The 18,443-nt window shown below is 62.2% G+C and carries 16 protein-coding genes; 10 read left to right on the top strand and 6 right to left on the bottom strand.

What is annotated here, in order from left to right:
• Positions 1–8: 8 nt before the first annotated feature.
• A complete protein-coding gene (locus BLQ55_RS22585) occupies positions 9–203 on the bottom strand; it encodes a hypothetical protein (protein ID WP_053123348.1) in 195 nt (64 codons plus the stop codon).
• Between the two features lie 165 nt (positions 204–368).
• Here BLQ55_RS22585 and glsB point away from each other — a divergent pair, with 165 nt between their 5' ends.
• Positions 369–1,277 (top strand): glutaminase B, encoded by a 909-nt coding sequence (glsB, locus tag BLQ55_RS22580; RefSeq protein WP_092203728.1) that lies wholly within the window; start codon positions 369–371, stop codon positions 1,275–1,277.
• Positions 1,278–1,340: 63 nt separating this feature from the next.
• On the opposite strand, the gene BLQ55_RS22575 is transcribed toward glsB, so the two are convergent.
• The gene (locus BLQ55_RS22575; RefSeq protein ID WP_092203726.1) at positions 1,341–1,670 is read right to left on the bottom strand and encodes a hypothetical protein; all 330 of its coding nucleotides are present in this window, start codon (positions 1,668–1,670) and stop codon (positions 1,341–1,343) included.
• A 614-nt stretch (positions 1,671–2,284) separates the two neighbouring features.
• Positions 2,285–4,240, bottom strand: a complete 1,956-nt coding sequence (locus tag BLQ55_RS22570; RefSeq protein ID WP_092257214.1) for a DNA topoisomerase III — start codon at positions 4,238–4,240, stop codon at positions 2,285–2,287.
• Positions 4,241–4,482: 242 nt separating this feature from the next.
• Between BLQ55_RS22570 and BLQ55_RS22565 the strand changes: the two genes are divergently transcribed.
• Positions 4,483–4,890 carry a response regulator gene (locus BLQ55_RS22565; protein WP_092203722.1) on the top strand — a complete coding sequence of 136 codons (408 nt, stop codon included), beginning with the start codon at positions 4,483–4,485 and terminating at the stop codon, positions 4,888–4,890.
• A gap of 138 nt (positions 4,891–5,028) precedes the next feature.
• Here BLQ55_RS22565 and BLQ55_RS22560 read toward each other — a convergent pair whose 3' ends face one another.
• Entirely contained in the window at positions 5,029–6,651 is a 1,623-nt protein-coding gene (locus tag BLQ55_RS22560; protein WP_092257211.1) for an MFS transporter, read from the bottom strand.
• A gap of 204 nt (positions 6,652–6,855) precedes the next feature.
• Entirely contained in the window at positions 6,856–8,499 is a 1,644-nt protein-coding gene (locus BLQ55_RS22555) for a GMC family oxidoreductase (RefSeq protein WP_092257208.1), read from the bottom strand.
• Between the two features lie 130 nt (positions 8,500–8,629).
• Between BLQ55_RS22555 and BLQ55_RS22550 the strand changes: the two genes are divergently transcribed.
• The 3 genes from BLQ55_RS22550 (at position 8,630) to BLQ55_RS22540 (ending at position 11,461) form a co-directional block, all read left to right on the top strand.
• Complete coding sequence (locus BLQ55_RS22550) at positions 8,630–9,514, top strand: LysR family transcriptional regulator (RefSeq protein WP_092203716.1); 885 nt, start codon at positions 8,630–8,632, stop codon at positions 9,512–9,514.
• A 161-nt stretch (positions 9,515–9,675) separates the two neighbouring features.
• The gene (locus tag BLQ55_RS22545) at positions 9,676–10,047 is read left to right on the top strand and encodes a c-type cytochrome (RefSeq protein WP_092203713.1); all 372 of its coding nucleotides are present in this window, start codon (positions 9,676–9,678) and stop codon (positions 10,045–10,047) included.
• A 115-nt stretch (positions 10,048–10,162) separates the two neighbouring features.
• Complete coding sequence (locus BLQ55_RS22540) at positions 10,163–11,461, top strand: D-arabinono-1,4-lactone oxidase (protein WP_170847624.1); 1,299 nt, start codon at positions 10,163–10,165, stop codon at positions 11,459–11,461.
• Positions 11,462–11,678: 217 nt separating this feature from the next.
• Here the strand turns inward: BLQ55_RS22540 and BLQ55_RS22535 are convergent, their stop codons facing one another.
• Complete coding sequence (locus tag BLQ55_RS22535; RefSeq protein WP_092203709.1) at positions 11,679–12,623, bottom strand: SphA family protein; 945 nt, start codon at positions 12,621–12,623, stop codon at positions 11,679–11,681.
• 207 nt (positions 12,624–12,830) lie between these two features.
• On the opposite strand from BLQ55_RS22535, the gene BLQ55_RS22530 reads away from it, so the two are divergent.
• The 5 genes from BLQ55_RS22530 (at position 12,831) to BLQ55_RS22510 (ending at position 18,346) form a co-directional block, all read left to right on the top strand.
• Complete coding sequence (locus tag BLQ55_RS22530; protein WP_092203707.1) at positions 12,831–13,868, top strand: AraC family transcriptional regulator; 1,038 nt, start codon at positions 12,831–12,833, stop codon at positions 13,866–13,868.
• A gap of 84 nt (positions 13,869–13,952) precedes the next feature.
• Positions 13,953–14,711 (top strand): GntR family transcriptional regulator, encoded by a 759-nt coding sequence (locus tag BLQ55_RS22525; RefSeq protein ID WP_092257204.1) that lies wholly within the window; start codon positions 13,953–13,955, stop codon positions 14,709–14,711.
• Positions 14,704–16,434 (top strand): fumarate reductase/succinate dehydrogenase flavoprotein subunit, encoded by a 1,731-nt coding sequence (locus BLQ55_RS22520; RefSeq protein WP_060741498.1) that lies wholly within the window; start codon positions 14,704–14,706, stop codon positions 16,432–16,434. The genes BLQ55_RS22525 and BLQ55_RS22520 overlap by 8 nt, the downstream gene beginning before the upstream one ends.
• Before the next feature lie 24 nt (positions 16,435–16,458).
• Positions 16,459–16,704 carry a 4Fe-4S dicluster domain-containing protein gene (locus BLQ55_RS22515; RefSeq protein WP_003180418.1) on the top strand — a complete coding sequence of 82 codons (246 nt, stop codon included), beginning with the start codon at positions 16,459–16,461 and terminating at the stop codon, positions 16,702–16,704.
• A 235-nt stretch (positions 16,705–16,939) separates the two neighbouring features.
• Positions 16,940–18,346 carry an ABC transporter substrate-binding protein gene (locus BLQ55_RS22510; protein ID WP_092257201.1) on the top strand — a complete coding sequence of 469 codons (1,407 nt, stop codon included), beginning with the start codon at positions 16,940–16,942 and terminating at the stop codon, positions 18,344–18,346.
• Positions 18,347–18,443 lie beyond the last annotated feature (97 nt).

Here is an 18,443-nt window from a genome sequence, read left to right as displayed (position 1 = left end):
GGGCCGCTTCATTCTGAGCCGAGGGTGACGCGACAACCCTTGCGATGGCGGATCTGCTCGTCCGATGGGCGTTCCTTGATGAACTCGAAGCGCGGCTCGCCTTCGCTGTAGATCACCAGCCATCCCCATTCCAGTTCGCTTTCATCCTGCCCGGGCTGGGGCGGCGAGGCCCACCAGGGCTCTTTTTGCATGATCTGACGCATCGTCTACTCCTGCCGATTGATCCTTTGAACTATAGACCGCTCGATGAAGACGCTTGCATGGGTTGTGTGCCTGAAGCTTGATAATCAGTGTGCTCTGACCCCGTCCACCAGCGTCTAGCGTCTGTATCCCCGCACTCGAACGGGGAATGACTGGACCCCGCGCATATGCAAGCACTGTTGAACGAGATCCTCGATGCGGTTCGCCCCCTGATCGGTCAGGGCAAGGTAGCCGATTACATTCCTGCCCTGGGCACTGTGGTGCCCAACCAGTTGGGTATTGCCGTGTATGGCAATGATGGCGAGTTGTATTGTGCCGGCGACGCCGAAACAGCGTTTTCGGTGCAGAGTATTTCCAAGGTGTTCAGCCTGGTGCAGGCCATCGGGCATTCCGGCGAAGCGATCTGGGAACGCCTGGGCCATGAGCCATCCGGCCAGCCCTTCAATTCCCTGGTACAACTGGAGTTCGAGCGTGGCCGGCCGCGCAATCCGTTCATCAATGCCGGCGCGTTGGTGATTTGCGATATCAACCAGTCGCGTTTCGCCGCGCCGGCGCTGTCGATGCGCGATTTTGTGCGCCGCCTGTCGGGTAACCCACAGGTGATGGTGGACGGCAAGGTCGCCGAGTCGGAATACCAGTACCGCGCCCGCAACGCAGCGATGGCGTACCTGATGCAATCGTTCGGCAACTTCCATAACGACGTGGAAGCGGTGCTGCGCAGTTATTTCAGCCATTGTGCCTTGCGGATGAGCTGCATCGATCTGGCGCGGGCATTCTGCTTCCTGGCCAACGACGGGTTCTGCAAACACAGTGGCGAACAGATCCTCAGCGCCCGGCAGACCCAACAGGTCAATTCCATCATGGCCACCAGCGGCCTGTACGATGAGGCCGGCAACTTCGCTTATCGCGTCGGCCTGCCGGGCAAGAGCGGTGTCGGTGGCGGGATTGTCGCCGTGGTGCCGGGGCGGTTCACCGTATGCGTCTGGTCGCCGGAACTCAACGCCGCCGGCAACTCCCTGGCCGGTATGGCGGCGCTGGAGTTGATGAGCCAGCGGATCGGCTGGTCGGTGTTCTAGTTTCCTGCCGCATAAAAAAAGGCCCGCTCCTGATCCAGGAGCGGGCCTTTTCGTTAGGGGATATCAGCAGAGGCGGTCGATGACCCGGACCTCGGAAGTGTGCTGCATCGACTGCCAGGCCTGGGTCAGCGTTTGCAGCACGCGGCCCATGAAGTCTTTGTCAGCCGCGGCCTTCTTGCCGACGTAGCCCTGGCCACGGCGGTACATCTTCAGCCGGGCACACAGTTCCTGCGTGTTCTTTTCGAACTCGTCTTCTTGGGTGTAGGGCGACAGGCAGTCCATGTGGACCTGGCCAGTCTTGCTGATCCACAGGATATGGCTGTCGAGTGTGTCCTTGTGTGCGGCGAACATGCGAGCCAGTTCATCAATAGATGGTTGATTGTTCAGATTCATGTGTAAGCCCCTTGACCATTTGGTTGATCTGTCTGGTGGTTCGCAAAAACTTCGCTTCTCGGTAAGTGCCTGCCTGCTACCGAAACCAGGCCGTCAGCGTTCGTCCATCGAACTTCGACGGGGTCGTGCATCGGTTGTGTAGTGTTATCGAAGGGCTGCTACGCAAATGCGCTACAACGAAGAGAAACAGCGAAGAATCATCAGGCATTGTCAACTTTCGAGGGTCGACCACGCGCGTCATGAGGATCTTCGCCGACGTTTCTCGTCCTTGTTACCGGACGGTCATGCCAGGTCAGCACCTTCAATCTGCCTTGTGGGCAGTCCCTTATCCAAAAAACAGCTCGGCGGTCAGACGAGCTTGCTCAAACAGTTGCCTGTACTCCCGATCGGGGAGACGTCTGCATCATGCAAGGGCAAATCGGAGGCGTCAACGGTTTTGTAGTGATTATTTTTGTTCACTACATATTGTCGGACAAAATGGTTTGGGCATGAGGATTTCCGGTCAGACCCACAATCCATGTGGGAGCGAGCTTGCTCGCGATGGCGGTGTGTCAGTCAATTATCTGATGGCTAATTCACCGTCATCGCGAGCAAGCTCGCTCCCACAGGGGGAATCAGGGAGGCTGATTTTTGTTGGCTTTGCTCGCCTTGCGCGGTGCGCCGTCGGTCTTGCGCTTGACCGGCTTGCGCTTGTTCTTCCACGGCGTCGCGCCTCGCCCGGCGGGGCTGGCCGGGCCGCTGATGGTCAGGCTCATGCCCTGGCAGCGGGCGACGTGCTTGCTCATCCAGGCGGCTTGCCGGGTCACGAACTCTTCCAGGCTCATTTCTCCGCTTTGCACCATGTCCAGGGCCTGCTCCCAGATGGCGGTGGTGCCCGGGTCGGCGATGGCCCGGGGCACGGCGTCGATGAGGCTGAAGGCCGCCGGTGTGGCGGACAGGGCCTTGCCGTTCTTCACCAGGTAACCGCGGTCGAGTAGTCCCTGGATGATCGAGGCTCGGGTCGCTTCGGTGCCGATGCCGGTGGTGTCCTTGAGCTTCTGCTTGAGCAACGGGTCTTCCACCAGCTTGGCGACGTTCTTCATCGCCTTGATCAGGTCGCCTTCGGTGAAGGGCTTGGGCGGCTGGGTCCATAGGTCCTTGGGGTTTACCTCGTCAACCGCGCAATCGCGACCTTCGGCCAGTGCCGGCAAGGTTTGCGGTGCCGGTGCCTCACGGCCCTTTGCCGGCGCCAGCGCTTCGGGCAGGGCGCGTTTCCAGCCGGGTTCGACGATCTGCTTGCCCACGGCACGCAGCGCCTGGCCGGCACAGTCGAAGTCGGCCTGGGTCCGGTCGTATTCGTGGTTGGGCAGGAACTGCGCCAGGTAGCGCGCGCGAATCAACGTATAGACCGCACGCTGCTTGCCGGCGAGTTTGTCGAGGTTCCTGGCGGCGGCGGTGGGAATGATGCCGTGGTGGGCACTGACCTTGGCGTCGTTCCAGGCCCGGGATTTGCGCTGCGGTTGCAAATGCTCGCGCAGCGGCGCGAGGCTCGGGTCGGCCTGGGCGAGGGCGGCCAGGATGGCCGGTGCTTCGCTGTGCTGGCTCAAGGGCAGGAAACCGCAATCGCTGCGGGGATAGGTGATGAGCTTGTAGGTCTCGTAGAGCGACTGGGCAATGTCCAGGGTTTCCTGGGCACCGAGGCCGAGTTTCTTCGAGCAGACTTCTTGCAGGGTGCCCAGGTCGAAGGGCAATGGCGCCGCTTCGCGCAGGCGCTCGGTACGCACCTTCAGTGTCCGGGCGGTGCTGGCGTTGCGCATGGCCTGGGCCGCGTCTCGGGCCAGGGCCTGGTTCAGGCAGCGTTCCTGGTCGTCGCAGGCATCCGGGTCGGCGCGCCACTGGGCGGTGAACGCCGTGCCTTCATGGCTGAGCTGCACGTCGATGGCCCAATAGGCGACCGGCACGAAGTTGGCGATGCTGCGGTCGCGGTCCACCACCAGTCGCAGCGTCGGCGTCTGCACGCGGCCTACCGGTAACACGCCCTGGTAGCCGGACTGGCGCCCCAGCAAGGTGAACAGGCGACTCATGTTCATGCCGATCAGCCAGTCGGCCCGGGAGCGGCCCAGGGCCGAGTGATACAGGTTGAAGGTTTCGACGCCCGGCTTGAGGGCGGCCAGGGCCTTGCGGATCGACGCTTCGTCCAGGGCTGACAGCCATAGCCGCCGGATCGGTCCGCGATACCGGCAATGCTCCACCAGCTCCCGGGCGATCATTTCGCCTTCGCGGTCGGCGTCGGTGGCGATCACCAGCTCCTTCGCTTCCCCCAACAGGCGCTTGACCGCCTTGTACTGGCTGGCGGTTTTCGGCTTGACGGTCATTTTCCATTGCGCGGGCACGATGGGCAGGTCGGCCAGGACCCAGCGCTTGTAGCGCGCGTCGTAGGCGTCGGGTGGGGCGGTTTCCAGCAGATGACCGATGCACCAGGTGACCGTGACGCCAGGACCCAGCCAGCAACCGTCGCCACGGCGCGTGGCACCGAGCACCGCGGCGATGTCCTTGGCCTGGGACGGCTTTTCACACAGGTACAGCTGCATAGCGCCCTTTTCCTGAGCAGATTTCATGGGCTTGTAGCATGGTCATGGATGCGCGCAAGGGCAAGTTTTATCTGTATGGATATACAGATAAAAGCGTTGCGCTGCGTTGCCAAGGGGTGTCTGGCGTGACATTCGGCGTCCTGTCGGCACGCAGAATGAATTTCTCGCAGGGGGATGGCTCATAACTTCAAGGCGGTTGAAACCCGCAAAGTAGGTTTATGAGGTCAAGGAGAGTCACTTTCATGAATTCGATGCCCAATGGCAACGGCCAGGCGACTACGCGTTTGATTCTCGTGGTGGAAGATGATCCGACTATCCTGGAGTTTCTCTGTGAAATCCTCGAGGAAGAAGGATTTGTCGTGGAGCCTCAGAAAAGCGCTGACGATGCCTTGGAGTTCCTCGAAAAGAGCGCCCACTTCGTCGATCTGTTGCTCACTGACATCACCATGCCCGGCAAGATCGACGGTGCCGACCTGGCCAACCTGACCGGAGACCGCTGGCCGCAGATCCCGCTGCTGATCATGTCCGGCTTCGAAACGCCGGAAAGCGCCGGGATCAAGCACCACGCGTCGTTCATCGCCAAGCCCTGGGCGTTGGGGCAAATGTTGGATCTGGTGGAAAGTACGGTGAAAAGCCATCAGGTGCACTGATGGCTTGGCCTGGAACCAGACCTTGTGGCGAGGGAGCTTGCTCCCGCTCGGTTGCGTAGCAACCGTCAAAACGGGACTGCTTCGCAGTCCAGCGGGGATAAATCCCCTCGCCACAGATGTTGCTGAAACAGCCGTTTCTCAGTTCTTATCCAGGTCCACGTTGCGGGTTTCCCGCAGGCAGATCATGCCCACCACCAGGCTCACCCCGGTGATCACCACCGGGTACCACAGCCCGTAGAAAATATCCCCGGTGTAGACCACCAGGGCAAACGACACGGTGGGCAGGAAGCCGCCGAACCAGCCGTTGCCGATGTGGTAGGGCAGGGACATGGAGGTGTAGCGGATCCGGGTGGGGAACAGTTCGACCATCAACGCCGCCAGCGGTCCGTAGCACATGGCCGAGATGATGATCAGCGCGACGATCAAGGCCACGATCATCGGCCGGTTGATCTGCTGGGCATCGGCCTGCTGCGGGTAGCCGGCCAGGGTCACCGCGCCGCGCAGGGCGGCTTCGTCGTAACCTTCGAGTTTCACGTCACCGACGCTGACCTGCACCGCGCTGCCGGCCGGGGCCGCGACGCTGCTGTAGGGCAGGCCTTGCTTGACCAGGAAGGTCTTGACCTTGTCGCACGGGCTGTCGAAACGCGCCTTGCCCACCGGGTCGAACTGGAAGGTACAGGTGGCGGGGTCGGCGACCACGGTGATCGGCGCCTGGCGGCTGGCCTGGTCGATGGCCGGGTTGGCGTAGTGGGCCAGGGTCTTGAAGATCGGAAAGTACAGGGCCGTCGCCAGCAGCAGGCCGATCATCAGCACCGGTTTGCGCCCGACCTTGTCCGACAGCCAGCCGAAAAAGATGAAGAACGGCGCGCCAATCACCACGCTGACAATCAGCAGGCTGTTGGCCAGGGCTGGGTCCATCTTCAGGAACTGGGTGAGGAAAAACAGCACGTAGAACTGCGCGGCGTAGAAGGTCACCGCTTGCCCGGCATTGATGCTGAACAGGGCGATCAGCACCACCTTCAGGTTTTCCCATTTGCCGAAGGATTCGCGGATCGGCGCCTTGCAGCACTTGCCTTCTTCTTTCATTTTCAGGAAGGCCGGCGACTCGTGCAGGCTCAGGCGAATCCAGGTGGAGATGCCCAGCAGCAGGATCGATAGCAGGAACGGAATGCGCCAGCCCCAGACTTCGAACTGATCGCCGGTGAAGTAGCGGCAGCCCAGCACCACCAGCAGCGAGAGCAACAGCCCCAACGTGGCGGTGGACTGAATCCAACTGGTATGGAAACCGCGCTTGCCCATCGGCGCATGCTCGGCGACGTAGGTGGCGGCGCCGCCGTACTCACCGCCCAGGGCCAGGCCCTGGAGCATGCGCAACACCACCAGGATGATCGGCGCGGCGATGCCGATGCTGGCGTAGTTGGGCAGCAGGCCGACGCAGAACGTCGCCAGGCCCATGAGGATGATGGTGGCCAGGAACGTGTACTTGCGCCCGATCATGTCCCCCAACCGACCGAACACCAGTGCCCCGAACGGCCGCACGATGAAACCGGCGGCGAAGGCCATCAGGGCGAAGATGAACGCGGTGGTGTCGTTGACCCCGGCGAAGAACTGCTTGCTGATCACCGCCGCCAGGGCGCCATAGAGGAAAAAGTCGTACCACTCGAACACCGTCCCCAGGGACGAGGCGAAGATGACTTTCTGGGTTTCCTGGCTGTTGCCGGCGCTGCGCGTGGCTTCCAGGGGCTGAACATGCTCGGACATAGCGGTATCCCTCACAGTGATTGTTTTTGTTGTTCCACTGCGACGCCGGGGTGGCGTCTCCTGATTTGACACACTTTCCTTGAATCGACTCAGTCCCTTGTGGGAGCGAGCTTGCTCGCGATGGCGGCCTGTCTGTCACCCACAAGTTGAATGTGCCGCCGTCATCGCGAGCAAGCTCGCTCCCACAGGTGGTTCTGTTGTTCTTCAGACCGTGGCAGGTGTTTTTTCGACGCCAGTGTTCCTCGTTGTGGGGTTGAGCATCATCTGCGCCGCCTTCTCGGCAATCATCAGCGTCGGCGAGCAGGTGTTGCCCGAGGTGATGCGCGGCATGATCGAGGCATCGGCGATGCGCAGGCCCTTGATGCCGTGGACGCGCAGTTGCGCATCCACCACCGCGTCGCGATCCTGGCCCATGCGGCAAGTGCCCACCGGGTGGAAAATCGTCGTGCCGATCCGGGCGGCGGCCTGGTGCAGTTGCTCTTCGGTTTGCAGGCTGGGGCCCGGCAGGTATTCCACCGGTTTGAACGCGCTCAGGGCCGGGGCCGCGACGATGCGTCGGGTCAGGCGGATGGCGTCGGCGGCGACCCGCAAGTCCTCGGGGTGGCTCAGGTAGTTGGGCTGGATCAGCGGCGCTTCGTGCGGGTCGGCCGAACGAATGTCCACCCGGCCACGGCTTTGCGGGCGCAGGTCGCAGACCGACGCGGTGAACGCCGGGAAGCTGTGCAGCGGTTCGCCGAAGCGTTCCAGGGACAGCGGCTGCACGTGGTATTCGAGGTTGGCCGAGGTCTGTTCCGGGCCCGAGCGGGCGAACGCGCCGAGTTGGCTGGGGGCCATGGACAGCGGGCCGCTGCGGTCGTACAGGTAGCGCAGGCCCATGCCCATCTTGCCCCACAGGGTGCCGGCGATCTGGTTCAGGGTGCGGGCGTTTTCCAACTGGTAGATCAGCCGCAGTTGCAGGTGGTCCTGCAAGTTGCCGCCGACACCGGGCAGTTCATGGGTCACGCCGATGCCCAGGCGTTGCAGCAGGCTGCGCGGGCCGATCCCGGAGCGTTGCAGGATCCCCGGCGACCCCACGGCCCCGGCGCACAGGACGATTTCCTTGCGGGCCTTGAAGGTCATGCCCTTGCCTTGCCAGCGAGCGCTGACGGCGTGGGCGCGGTCGTCACGCAGCAACACGCGGTCGACCTCGACGTCGGTCAACACCGTGAGGTTGGCGCGCTGGCGAACCGGCTTGAGAAACGCCTTGGCCGCGTTCCAGCGCACCCCGGCTTTCTGGTTGACCTGGAAGTAGCCACAGCCTTCATTGTCGCCGCCGTTGAAATCGTCGACGTTGGGGATGCCGCTCTGCTCGGCGGCGCTGCGGAAGGCATCGAGAATCGGCCATGACAGGCGCTGGCGTTCGACCCGCCATTCGCCGCCGCTGCCGTGAAATTCGGACGCGCCGGCAAAGTGGTTTTCGCTCTGGCGGAACAGCGGCAGCACGTCTTCCCAGGCCCAGCCGGGATTGCCCTCGGCAGCCCAGCCATCATAGTCCGCAGCCTGGCCGCGCATGTAGATCATGCCGTTGATGGAAGAACAACCGCCCAGGACCTTGCCGCGCGGGTAGCTCAGGGCCCGCCCTTGCAGGCCCGGTTGTGCTTCGGTCTTGAAGCACCAGTCGGTGCGCGGGTTGCCGATGCAGAACAGGTAGCCGACCGGGATGTGAATCCACGGATAGTTGTCGCGTCCACCGGCTTCGAGCAGCAGCACCCGGTGTTGCGGGTTGGCCGAGAGCCGATTGGCCAGCAAGCACCCGGCAGGGCCGGCGCCCACGATCACGTAATCGTATTCATCGACGACAGGTTGCATTCGCGACCTCATTCTTGTTGTTGTGGGACCCATCCTAGTTGTTAGTTTTCGTCAAAAGAATGTTAGTTTTTGCGCAGTGGCTGTGCGTTTATAAACAGTCGCGCCTTCAGGCGTGCTCAAGGATCGCTTCATGTTCGACTGGAATGACCTGCGCTATTTCCTGGAACTGCAACGCAGCGGGCGTTTGTTGACGGCTGCACGGCGCCTGAACACCACCCACGCCACGGTGGCCCGGCATATCGAGGCCATCGAGAAAAGCCTGGGCACCGCATTGTTCGTCCAGCATGCCCAGGGCTATGAACTGACCCCGGCGGGCGAGACGTTGCTCAAGCACGCCGAGGCCATGGAAAACGTGGCATTGCTGGCCCAGGAGGACATCACCCAGTCCAGTGCGCCCCTGGGCAAGATCCGCCTGGGGGTGACCGAAGGGCTGGGCATCATGTTCCTCGCCAGTCGCATGGACGGGTTGTTCCAGCGCTATCCGGGGCTGGAGGTGGAACTGGTGGCGGTGCCGCGCTTTGTCAGCATCCTCAACCGTGAGGCGGAAATCAGCATCCACCTCGAACGCCCGGCGGCCGACCTGCTGGTGACCCGCAAACTCACCGACTACAGCCTGGCGCTGTACGCCAGCCAGGCCTACCTGGATCGCTCGCCGGCGTTGCGCAGCCGCGAGGACCTGGCTCGCCACGCCTGGATCGGTTATGTCGATGACCTTTTGTTCAGCCAGGAACTGATGTTCCTCAACAGCTTTTGCCGCAACCCCCGGGTGGTGTTCCACAGCACCAGCGTCATCGCCCAGCAACAGGCCGCGCGCTCGGGCCTGGGGATCGCCGTGTTGCCGTGCTACATGGCCAGCGCTGACCCGGCGCTGGTGCCGTTGCTGCCGGACGAAACCATCCGCCGCAGCTATTGGATCAGCACCCGTCGCGAACTGCACAAGTCCGTACGCCTGCGGGTGTTGTGGGATTACGTGGTGCAGTTGTGCGAGCGCGAGCAGGCCCTGCTACTGCCCTGACCCCAAATCCCTCGTCACAGTGGGCTGTGTAAGTGCTGGCCGCCCAAGCCCCCTTTTATGGCCCCCAATGACCTTAAGCCGACGCGGTGGCGTGCCTTAGTGTGGGAACTGCCAGACCCACCACAAGAAAGGCGCAACCGTTGCGCCGCAAGAGGGGCCTTATGTCGGCAATCACGCCTTCCTTCCTGCTTCGAACCGCTGCCGTCGTGTCGTTCGGCGCGTTGCTTGCCGCCTGTGGCGAAGAGGCCAAGCCGCCCGCGCCCACGGTATTCACGGCCATGCCCAGCGATGCGGCACTGGCCCAGGTCTACGACAGCAGCTGCAAGCTCTGCCACGCCAACCCCGGTGCCGGGGCACCGTTGACCGGCGATACGAACGCCTGGGCCCCGCGGGTTGCCCAGGGGGCCGACACCCTGCTGGACCACGCGATCAACGGCTACAACGGCATGCCGCCGATGGGTTTGTGCATGCACTGTTCCGAAGAGCAGTTCCTGGCCCTGATCGCCTTCATGTCCGGTCAACACTTCCAATAATGAATACGGGTATTACGGCATGACGATGGATTACTCACGGCGTCGGTTGCTGCAACAGGCCGGCGTTGTCGCCGCCTTCACGGCACTGGGCAGCCAGGGCGCCCTGGCCGAGCTGATGCGTGCGCCGCGGTTGATCCCGTGGCGCAACTGGTCCGGTGCGCAGAGTTGCCTGCCGGCGGCGCGCCTGGCTCCCAAGGATCTCGATGAACTGGTGCAGGTGGTGCGCCGCGCCGAAGGGCGAATCCGTCCGGTGGGTTCCGGTCATTCCTTCAGCGCCCTGGTGCCCACCGATGGCACCTTGTTGTCGCTGAGTTTTTTCAGTGGCCTGCTGGATCACGACGAGGCCAGCCTGCAAGCCACGTTCGGTGGCGGCACGCCCATGTCACGCATGGGCCCGGCGCTCAAGGCCATCGGCCAGGCACTGCCGAACATGGCCGACGTGGATTACCAGACCCTGGCCGGTGCCATCGCCACTTCGACCCACGGCACCGGCAAGGCCTTTGGCTCGTACGCGTCCCAGGTCGTCGGCCTGCAACTGGTGACGGCCAGCGGCGAGGTCCTCGATTGCGATGCCCAGCATCATGCCGAAGTGTTCAAGGCTGGCCGGGTGTCCCTTGGCGCGCTGGGGCTGGTGACCCGCGTGCGCCTGCAGAACCGCGCCGCCTATCGTTTGCGCGAGCACCAGTGGGTGGCGAAAACCGAGGAGTTGCTCGAGGACGTGGACGCCAACACCCGGGACAACCAGCACTGGGAAATGCAAGTCGTTACCCATTCCGACTATGCGTTGTCGATCACCCTGAACGAGACCACGGATCCGGCCACGCCGCCGATCAGCCCCGAGGAGGAGGGCGGCAATGAGTTCGTTTCCCTGATCGAAAACCTCGACAAGTACGGCAGCGATTTTCCCGCGATCCGGCGAGCGTTGCTCAACAGCCTGCGGCTGGTGGCCGATTTCGATGACCGTGTCGGTGATTCCCACGACATCTACGCCAACGCCCGTACCGTGCGCTTCAACGAGATGGAGTACTCAGTGCCGGCCGAACACGGCCCGGCGTGTCTGCGGGAGATCCTCGCGCTGATCCGCGACAAGGACCTGCGCACCTGGTTTCCCATCGAATACCGCTACGTGAAGGCCGACGACATTGCCTTGAGCATGTTCGAAGGCCGGGACAGTTGCTCGATCTCCGTGCACCAGCATTACCAGATGGACCATCACAATTTCTTCGCCGCCATCGAGCCGATTTTCTGGAAGTACCAGGGCCGTCCGCACTGGGGGAAATTGCACTCCTTGAACGCCAAGGCCCTCCAGGCCCTGTACCCGCGCTGGACTGAATTCACCCAGGTGCGCCAGGCACTGGACCCTGGCGGCAAGTTTCTCAATGGGCATCTTTCATCGATTCTGGGTTTGAGCTGAAGCAAGAACCTGTGGGAGCGAGCTTGCTCGCGATGGCGGTGTAGGAGCTGGCGAAGCCTGCGATCTTTTGAGCTTGATCGTTTACTTATGACTCAATTGGTCGTGGAAAGATCGCAGCCTCGTTGCACTCGACAGCTCCTACACAGCTCCTACATAGCTAGCTCCTACCTAGCTGATCGGGATCAAGCTCCCTCGCCACAAGAGCTGCGAAGGCTTTCTAGAACGCAAACGGAATACTGATCTTGGCCCAGAGCATTTCCCCTTCCGGGCGATTCTCCACGTCGAACTCCTTGGCCCAGCGGATCTCGGCGCTGGCGTACTTGAGGAAGGTCAGGTGCAGCGCCGGGCCAATGGCAAAGACCTGGCCGCGTACGCCATCGTCCACGTCTTGCCCGGCGAATTGCACGGTGCGGCCGTACTGTTTGTCGTCAGTGGTCTGCTTGAGGTAGTAGCCGTTGAGCCCCAGCCTCAGGTTGTCGGTCACGCGGTAGCTGACGGAATAATCGAAGTGGAAAATCTGCCCCGACCGGTAGTCGGTGTCCTTGTTCTTGCGGTTGAAGCTGTAGGTGCTTTTCATCGACACCTCGGTGTCTTCCGTGGGCAACCAGGTGAAGGAAAACAGCGGCTTGTAGGTGTAGAAATTGTTGCTGGTGTTGGCCAGTCGATCGGTGCTGTATTCGCCGGTCGGCACGGTGATTTCCACCGCCGCGGCCAGGGTCAGGTTTTTGCCCATGTCCCAGAGCACGATGGGCGAAATGGTCGTGTCGCCCATGCCCTCGCGGGTGTCATGCAGGCCGAACACCGAAACTTCCTGCTTGATCCAGGGCTGGGCGATGTAGATCCCCGCGCGCCCACCGGCCACCCGCAACGGGCTCAGGTAGTCGATGCGCGGGACCACTGCCGTGGATTCGATTTCGACATCCGGCAGTTCGCCGCCCAATGAACTGATGTTGAATTTCCGAGCCTTGTAATGGTTGTAGTAGAGGTTGAACGCGACCATGTGGTCCGGAAGGCTGTCGACCTCCAGTGGCAACACAAAAAAACCGTCGGTGCCGGGGCCGATGTTGTCCACCCCCGATTCGGTAGCCTGGGCGGGCAGGGCACCGCCGCAGGCCAGGCCGAGGGTCAGTTGCAAGGCGAATGTCGTGCGGGTCGGGTTCATTGGAGGGGCTCATTATTATTGTTGGAAACGCACCGGAGGTCCGAGTCATACAAATAAGCCGTTCGCCGCCGACAGGGCAGGGTATTGGCGGCCATACAGGGGACTTGAGCGGCCAGATTTTCAGGCCCCTCTATCCAGCGGCTCATGCTAACTTTATGAAATAACCGGTTACAAAAAACGCCACCTAACGTGTTCCGGAATCCGCCCATGCAGATGAAAGTCATCGACCCCACCTATGAATTGGCGCTGGTCTCGCCATTCCTGCTGCAAACCCTGGCCGAGGTGGTGGCGGACAAGGGCTTCGATGCCGCCAGCCTGTGTCGCGGCCTGGGGTTCGGCCTCGATGACCTGCAAGATCCGGCCCAACGCATTTCCTACCGCCAGGCCGTGATCATGATTCAGCGTTCGCTCAAGTTGTTGCCCGACCAGGGCCTGGGGTTGTGGGTGGGTGACCGCAACGTGCTTGGCACCCTCGGCCTGCTGGGTCACGTCTTGTCGTTGTGCGAAACCCTGCGCGATGCCTTCGCCTTGGGTGTTCGTTACCAGCACACCACCGGCGGCATCGCGGTGACCCGTGTCGAAGAGGCCACCGACCGAATCATGGTCGAGGCCACTTGTCGCCTGCCTTTCGCCGAGGTCCAGGTGTTTGCCGTGGAAGAGTTCTTCGCCAGCCTGATGGTCTATGGCCGGGCGCTGGCCAGTCCCGATTTCAAGCCCCTGGCCGTGGAGTTCATGCACGCCGCGCCGTCCTATGCCCAGGAATATCAGCGGATACTGGGACCGGATGTGCGCTTCGGTTGCCGGCACAATCGCATGTTGATTGATGTGCGCTGGCTGGATATGCGCCTGCCCAATCATCACCCGCTGGCCCTGCGCCAGGCATTGGCCTTGCTGGAGCAGGAGGCCTGCGAGGTCCACCAGAAGATCGACCTGATCCAGACCGTGGAACGGGCCATTGCCCGGGACCTGAGCCGTGGCAGTCACATCGAGAAAATCGCCAGCGATCTCAACATGAGCAGCCGCACCCTGCGTCGGCGCCTGACCGAACACAGCCTGACCTTCGAGACCTTGCTCGAACAAGTGCGCCGCAGCCGCACCCTGAACCTGCTGGCCAACCCCGAATTGTCCATCGAGCGCATCACCGAAGAAGTCGGCTACAGCGATGTGCGCAGTTTCCGCCGGGCGTTCCGGCGCTGGACCGGCATGAGCCCCAGTGCCTTTCGCAGTGAAGGCGCCCAGCTCTAAGGTTATGTCCAAACGGTATTTCTCAAGTCTTGGCGGGTTTCCCTAAGATCACGTCATAACTCGTTATGACAAGTGATAGGCGCCATGGCCGACAACGTTCTTTCCCTCAGCAGCGTACCGCTGCACACGCAACTGCGAGATGTGTTGCGCGCACGCATTCTCGATGGCGAATACCCCCAGGGCGGGCAGATGCCCTCGGAAAGCGAGCTCGGCGCGTTGTTTCGCGTCAGCCGCATCACCGTGCGCCAGGCCTTGGGCGATCTGCAAAAGGAAGGCCTGATTTTCAAGATCCATGGCAAAGGCACGTTCGTGGCCAAGCCCAAGACCTTCCAGAACGTCAGCACTCTCCAAGGCCTGGCCGAGTCCATGACCGGGCGCGGTTTCGAGGTGATCAACCGCTTGCTCAGTTTCAAGTTCATCGCGGCCGACAAGCTGGTGGCCGAGCGCCTGAAGTTGACGGAAGGGGACACGGTGGCGCAGATCAAACGGGTGCGCTTGATCAACCGCGAGCCGGTTTCCCTGGAGATCACCTACCTGCCCAAGGCCCTGGGCGAACGCCTGGAAAAGGCCGACCTGGTCACCCGCGATATTTTCCTGATCCTGGAAAACGACTGCGCCCTGACCTTGGGCCATGCCGACCTGGCCATCGATGCGGTGCTGGCCGACAGCGACCTGACCCAGGCGCTGGAGGTCGAGCCAGGCTCGCCGATCATGCGCATCGAGCGCCTGACCCATGACGCCAGCGGCCAGCCCCTGGACTTCGAACACCTCTATTACCGTGGCGATGCCTTCCAGTACCGCTTGCGGATCGACCGGCAAAAAGGGACGCAGCGCCATGACTAGAAGCACCCTGGAACAGGAATACGACATTGTCGTCATCGGCGGTGGCACGGCCGGGCCCATGGCGGCGATCAAGGCCAAGGAACGCAACCGTGACTTGCGCGTGCTGCTGGTGGACAAGGCCAACGTCAAGCGCAGCGGGGCCATCAGCATGGGCATGGATGGTTTGAACAACGCGATCATCCCCGGCCATTCCACGCCCGAGCAGTACACCAAGGAAATCACCATCGCCAACGACGGCATCGTCAACCAGGCGGCGGTGTACGCCTATGCCACCCACAGTTTCGAAACGATCGAGCAACTGGACCGCTGGGGCGTGAAGTTCGAGAAGGATGAAACCGGCGACTACGCGGTGAAAAAAGTCCATCACATGGGCGCCTACGTGCTGCCGATGCCGGAAGGGCACGACATCAAGAAGGTGCTTTATCGCCAACTGAAACGGGCGCGAGTGAGCATCACCAATCGGCTGGTCTGCACCCGGTTACTGACCGACGAAGCCGGCGCGGTGAACGGTGTGATGGGCTTCGATTGCCGCACCGCTGACTTTCATGTGATCAAGGCCAAGGCGGTCATCCTCTGCTGTGGCGCGGCGGGGCGCCTGGGGTTGCCGGCTTCCGGCTACCTGATGGGCACGTATGAGAACCCGACCAATGCCGGCGACGGCTATGCCATGGCCTATCACGCCGGTGCCGAACTGGCGAACCTGGAGTGCTTCCAGATCAACCCGTTGATCAAGGATTACAACGGCCCGGCGTGCGCCTATGTCACCGGTCCCCTGGGCGGCTACACCGCCAACAACAAGGGCGAGCGCTTCATCGAGTGCGACTACTGGAGCGGGCAGATGATGTGGGAGTTCCATCAGGAACTCGAAGGTGGCAATGGCCCGGTGTTCCTCAAGCTCGATCACCTGGCCGAGGAAACCATCCAGAACATCGAAGAGATTCTGCACAGCAACGAACGGCCGAGTCGCGGCCAGTTCCATGCCAACCGCGGCACCGACTACCGCACGCAGATGGTGGAAATGCACATCTCCGAGATCGGTTTTTGCAGCGGCCATTCGGCGTCGGGCGTGTGGGTCAACGAGCGGGCCGAGACCTCGGTCAAGGGCCTGTACTCGGCCGGCGACATGGCGGCAGTGCCGCACAACTACATGCTCGGTGCGTTCACCTACGGCTGGTTTGCCGGCAACAACGCTGCGGATTTCGTCGCCGGGAAGGATTTCTCGGCGCTGGATGCCGGGCAGATCGAGCGGGAGAGGGCACGTGTCTACGCACCGCTGGACCGTGAGCACGGCCTGCCGCCGGCCCAGGTGGAATACAAGCTGCGCCGCTTCGTCAACGATTACCTGCAACCGCCGAAAGTCACCAAGAAAATGCAGATCGGCTTGCAACGCTTCAGCGATATCCAGCGCGACCTGGACCAGCTCAAGGCTCACAACCCTCACGAATTGATGCGCGCCATGGAAGTCAGCGTGATCCGCGACTGCGCCGAAATGGCCGCCCGTGCCTCGCTGTTTCGCGCCGAAAGCCGTTGGGGCCTGTACCACTATCGGGTCGATCATCCACAACGCAACGACAGCGACTGGTTCTGCCATTGCCATTTGAAGAAGGGCGATGATGGCGCGATGACTTCATTCAAGAAAGCCGTCGAACCCTACGTCATCGCCCTCGATGCCGACGAACTGCAGGCCTACGACCGGTTGCGGGTCGGTGCCGACGCGGCGTGAACCGTCCACCCAGAGAGAACGCCCATGGCCTATCAACCCCAGGAAATATTTTTCCGCTCCAACGCCCCCGTCACCGTGGACGAGGACAAATGCATCGCCCACAAGGGCTGCACGGTTTGCGTCGATGTCTGCCCCATGGACCTGCTGGCGATCAACCCGGCGACCCAGAAGGCCTACATGGCATTCGACGAATGCTGGTACTGCATGCCCTGTGAAAAGGACTGCCCGACGGGGGCGGTGAAAGTGGAAATTCCGTATCTGTTGCGCTGACTGACAGGACGTCATCGCGAGCAAGCTCGCTCCCACAAGGGATCGAAGCCAGTCGCGGTTGTCGTGTACACCGATAAACCTGTGGGAGCGAGCTTGCTCGCGATGAGGCCCACCCAAACACCACAAAAGCCATCCGGCCACCCCCGGACGCCCCATTTGGAACACCCCTCGTTTCCCACCGCGCCCTGATCGTGGCGGAGACGACATCCAATAAATGATTCGAGGGGACACACCCATGCTATTGCGTGCAGCACTCGCCAGTCTGGTACTGGCTTCATTGACCCTGCCTGCCCAGGCAGAAACCATCCGTATCGCCATCGGCACCCAGGACACCACCATCAACTGCGCCGCCGGCGGGTTGTTGATCCGGGAGCTGGGCCTGCTGGATAAATACCTGCCCCATGACGGCGCCTACAAGGACGCCCGATACGATATCCAGTGGAAGAACTTCACCAGCGGCGCGCCGCTGACCAACGAGATGGTCGCCGGCAAACTCGACTTCGGCGCCATGGCCGATTTCCCCGGCGCGTTCAATGGCGTAGCGTTCGAAACCGCCGGCAAGCACAGCCTGTTCATCAGTGTGCTGTCGGGCAGCACCCAAGGCAGCGGCAACGGCATCGTGGTGCCCAGTGCGTCGGGCGTGCAGTCCCTGGCCGAGCTCAAGGGCAAGACCATTTCCGTGCCGTTCGCCTCCACTGCCCACGGCATGTTATTGCGCGCCGTCGCCGCCCAGGGCTGGGACCCGCTCAAGGATGTGAACATCATCGCCCAGCCGCCGGAAGTCGCCGGCTCGGCGCTGCAAGCCGGCAAGATCGACGCCCACGCCGACTTCGTGCCGTTCGCCGAGCTGTTCCCCAGCCGAGGTTTCGCCCGCAAGATCTACGACGGTGCCCAGGCCAACACACCGACGTTCCACGGCGCGCTGGTGGACCAGGCCTATGCCAAGCAGTACCCGGAAATCGTCGTCGCCTACCTGCGCGCCACCCTCGAGGCCAATCAACTGCTGGCCGCCGAGCCGGAAAAGTACAGCGAGCTGATCGCCAAGGTCACCGGGGTGGATGCCGAGGTCAATTACCTGTTCCACGGGCCGCTGGGCGTGCAGACCCGCGACCTGACCTGGAAACCGGAATACCGCCAGGCCGTCGGCACCGCCATCGACACCCTCAAGCTGCTGAAAAAGGCTGATCGTGGCCTGGACCTCAATACCTTCATCGATGACCAGTACATCCGCGCCGCCTTCAAGGCGTCGAACCTGGACTACACCGCGCAATTGGCTAATTACGCCCAGACCCCGTTGGGCAGCAGCGATGCGTCGACCGGCCAGGCAATCGCCGACGCCCGCCACGTGGCCGAGATCTGGGTACGTGGCGAGCCGAAAGTGCGCCATTACGCCTCGGCCCAATCGGCCTTCGCCGCGCTGGCGAGCCTCAAGCAGGAAGGCAAGGGCATCCGCGCCGTCTATGCCCAGGCCAGCGACAGCGGAATCAAGCTGCTGGCCGAACAGGCGTGGTTCGCCAGTGATGCCAAGGGCCAGCTCAATGCGTTCCTGCTCAGGGGCCAGGCCCAGCAATTTGCCACGGCCCAGGGCGGAAAAGTCTTCGACTTCAGCGAGGCCACCAGCCAGGCCGTTGCCACCCGCTGATTTCAGCCAACGACCTGTGGGAGCGAGCTTGCTCGCGATAGCGTCAGATCGGTTGAATGGATGTGACTGACACGCCGCTATCGCGAGCAAGCTCGCT

Origin of the sequence: Pseudomonas sp. NFACC13-1 (assembly GCF_900104425.1) — a bacterium.
GTDB classification, from domain to species: Bacteria; Pseudomonadota; Gammaproteobacteria; order Pseudomonadales; family Pseudomonadaceae; genus Aquipseudomonas; species Aquipseudomonas fluorescens_AA.
The sequence above is the reverse complement of the archived record's forward strand: the minus strand, read 5'-3'. Positions and strand labels throughout refer to the sequence as shown.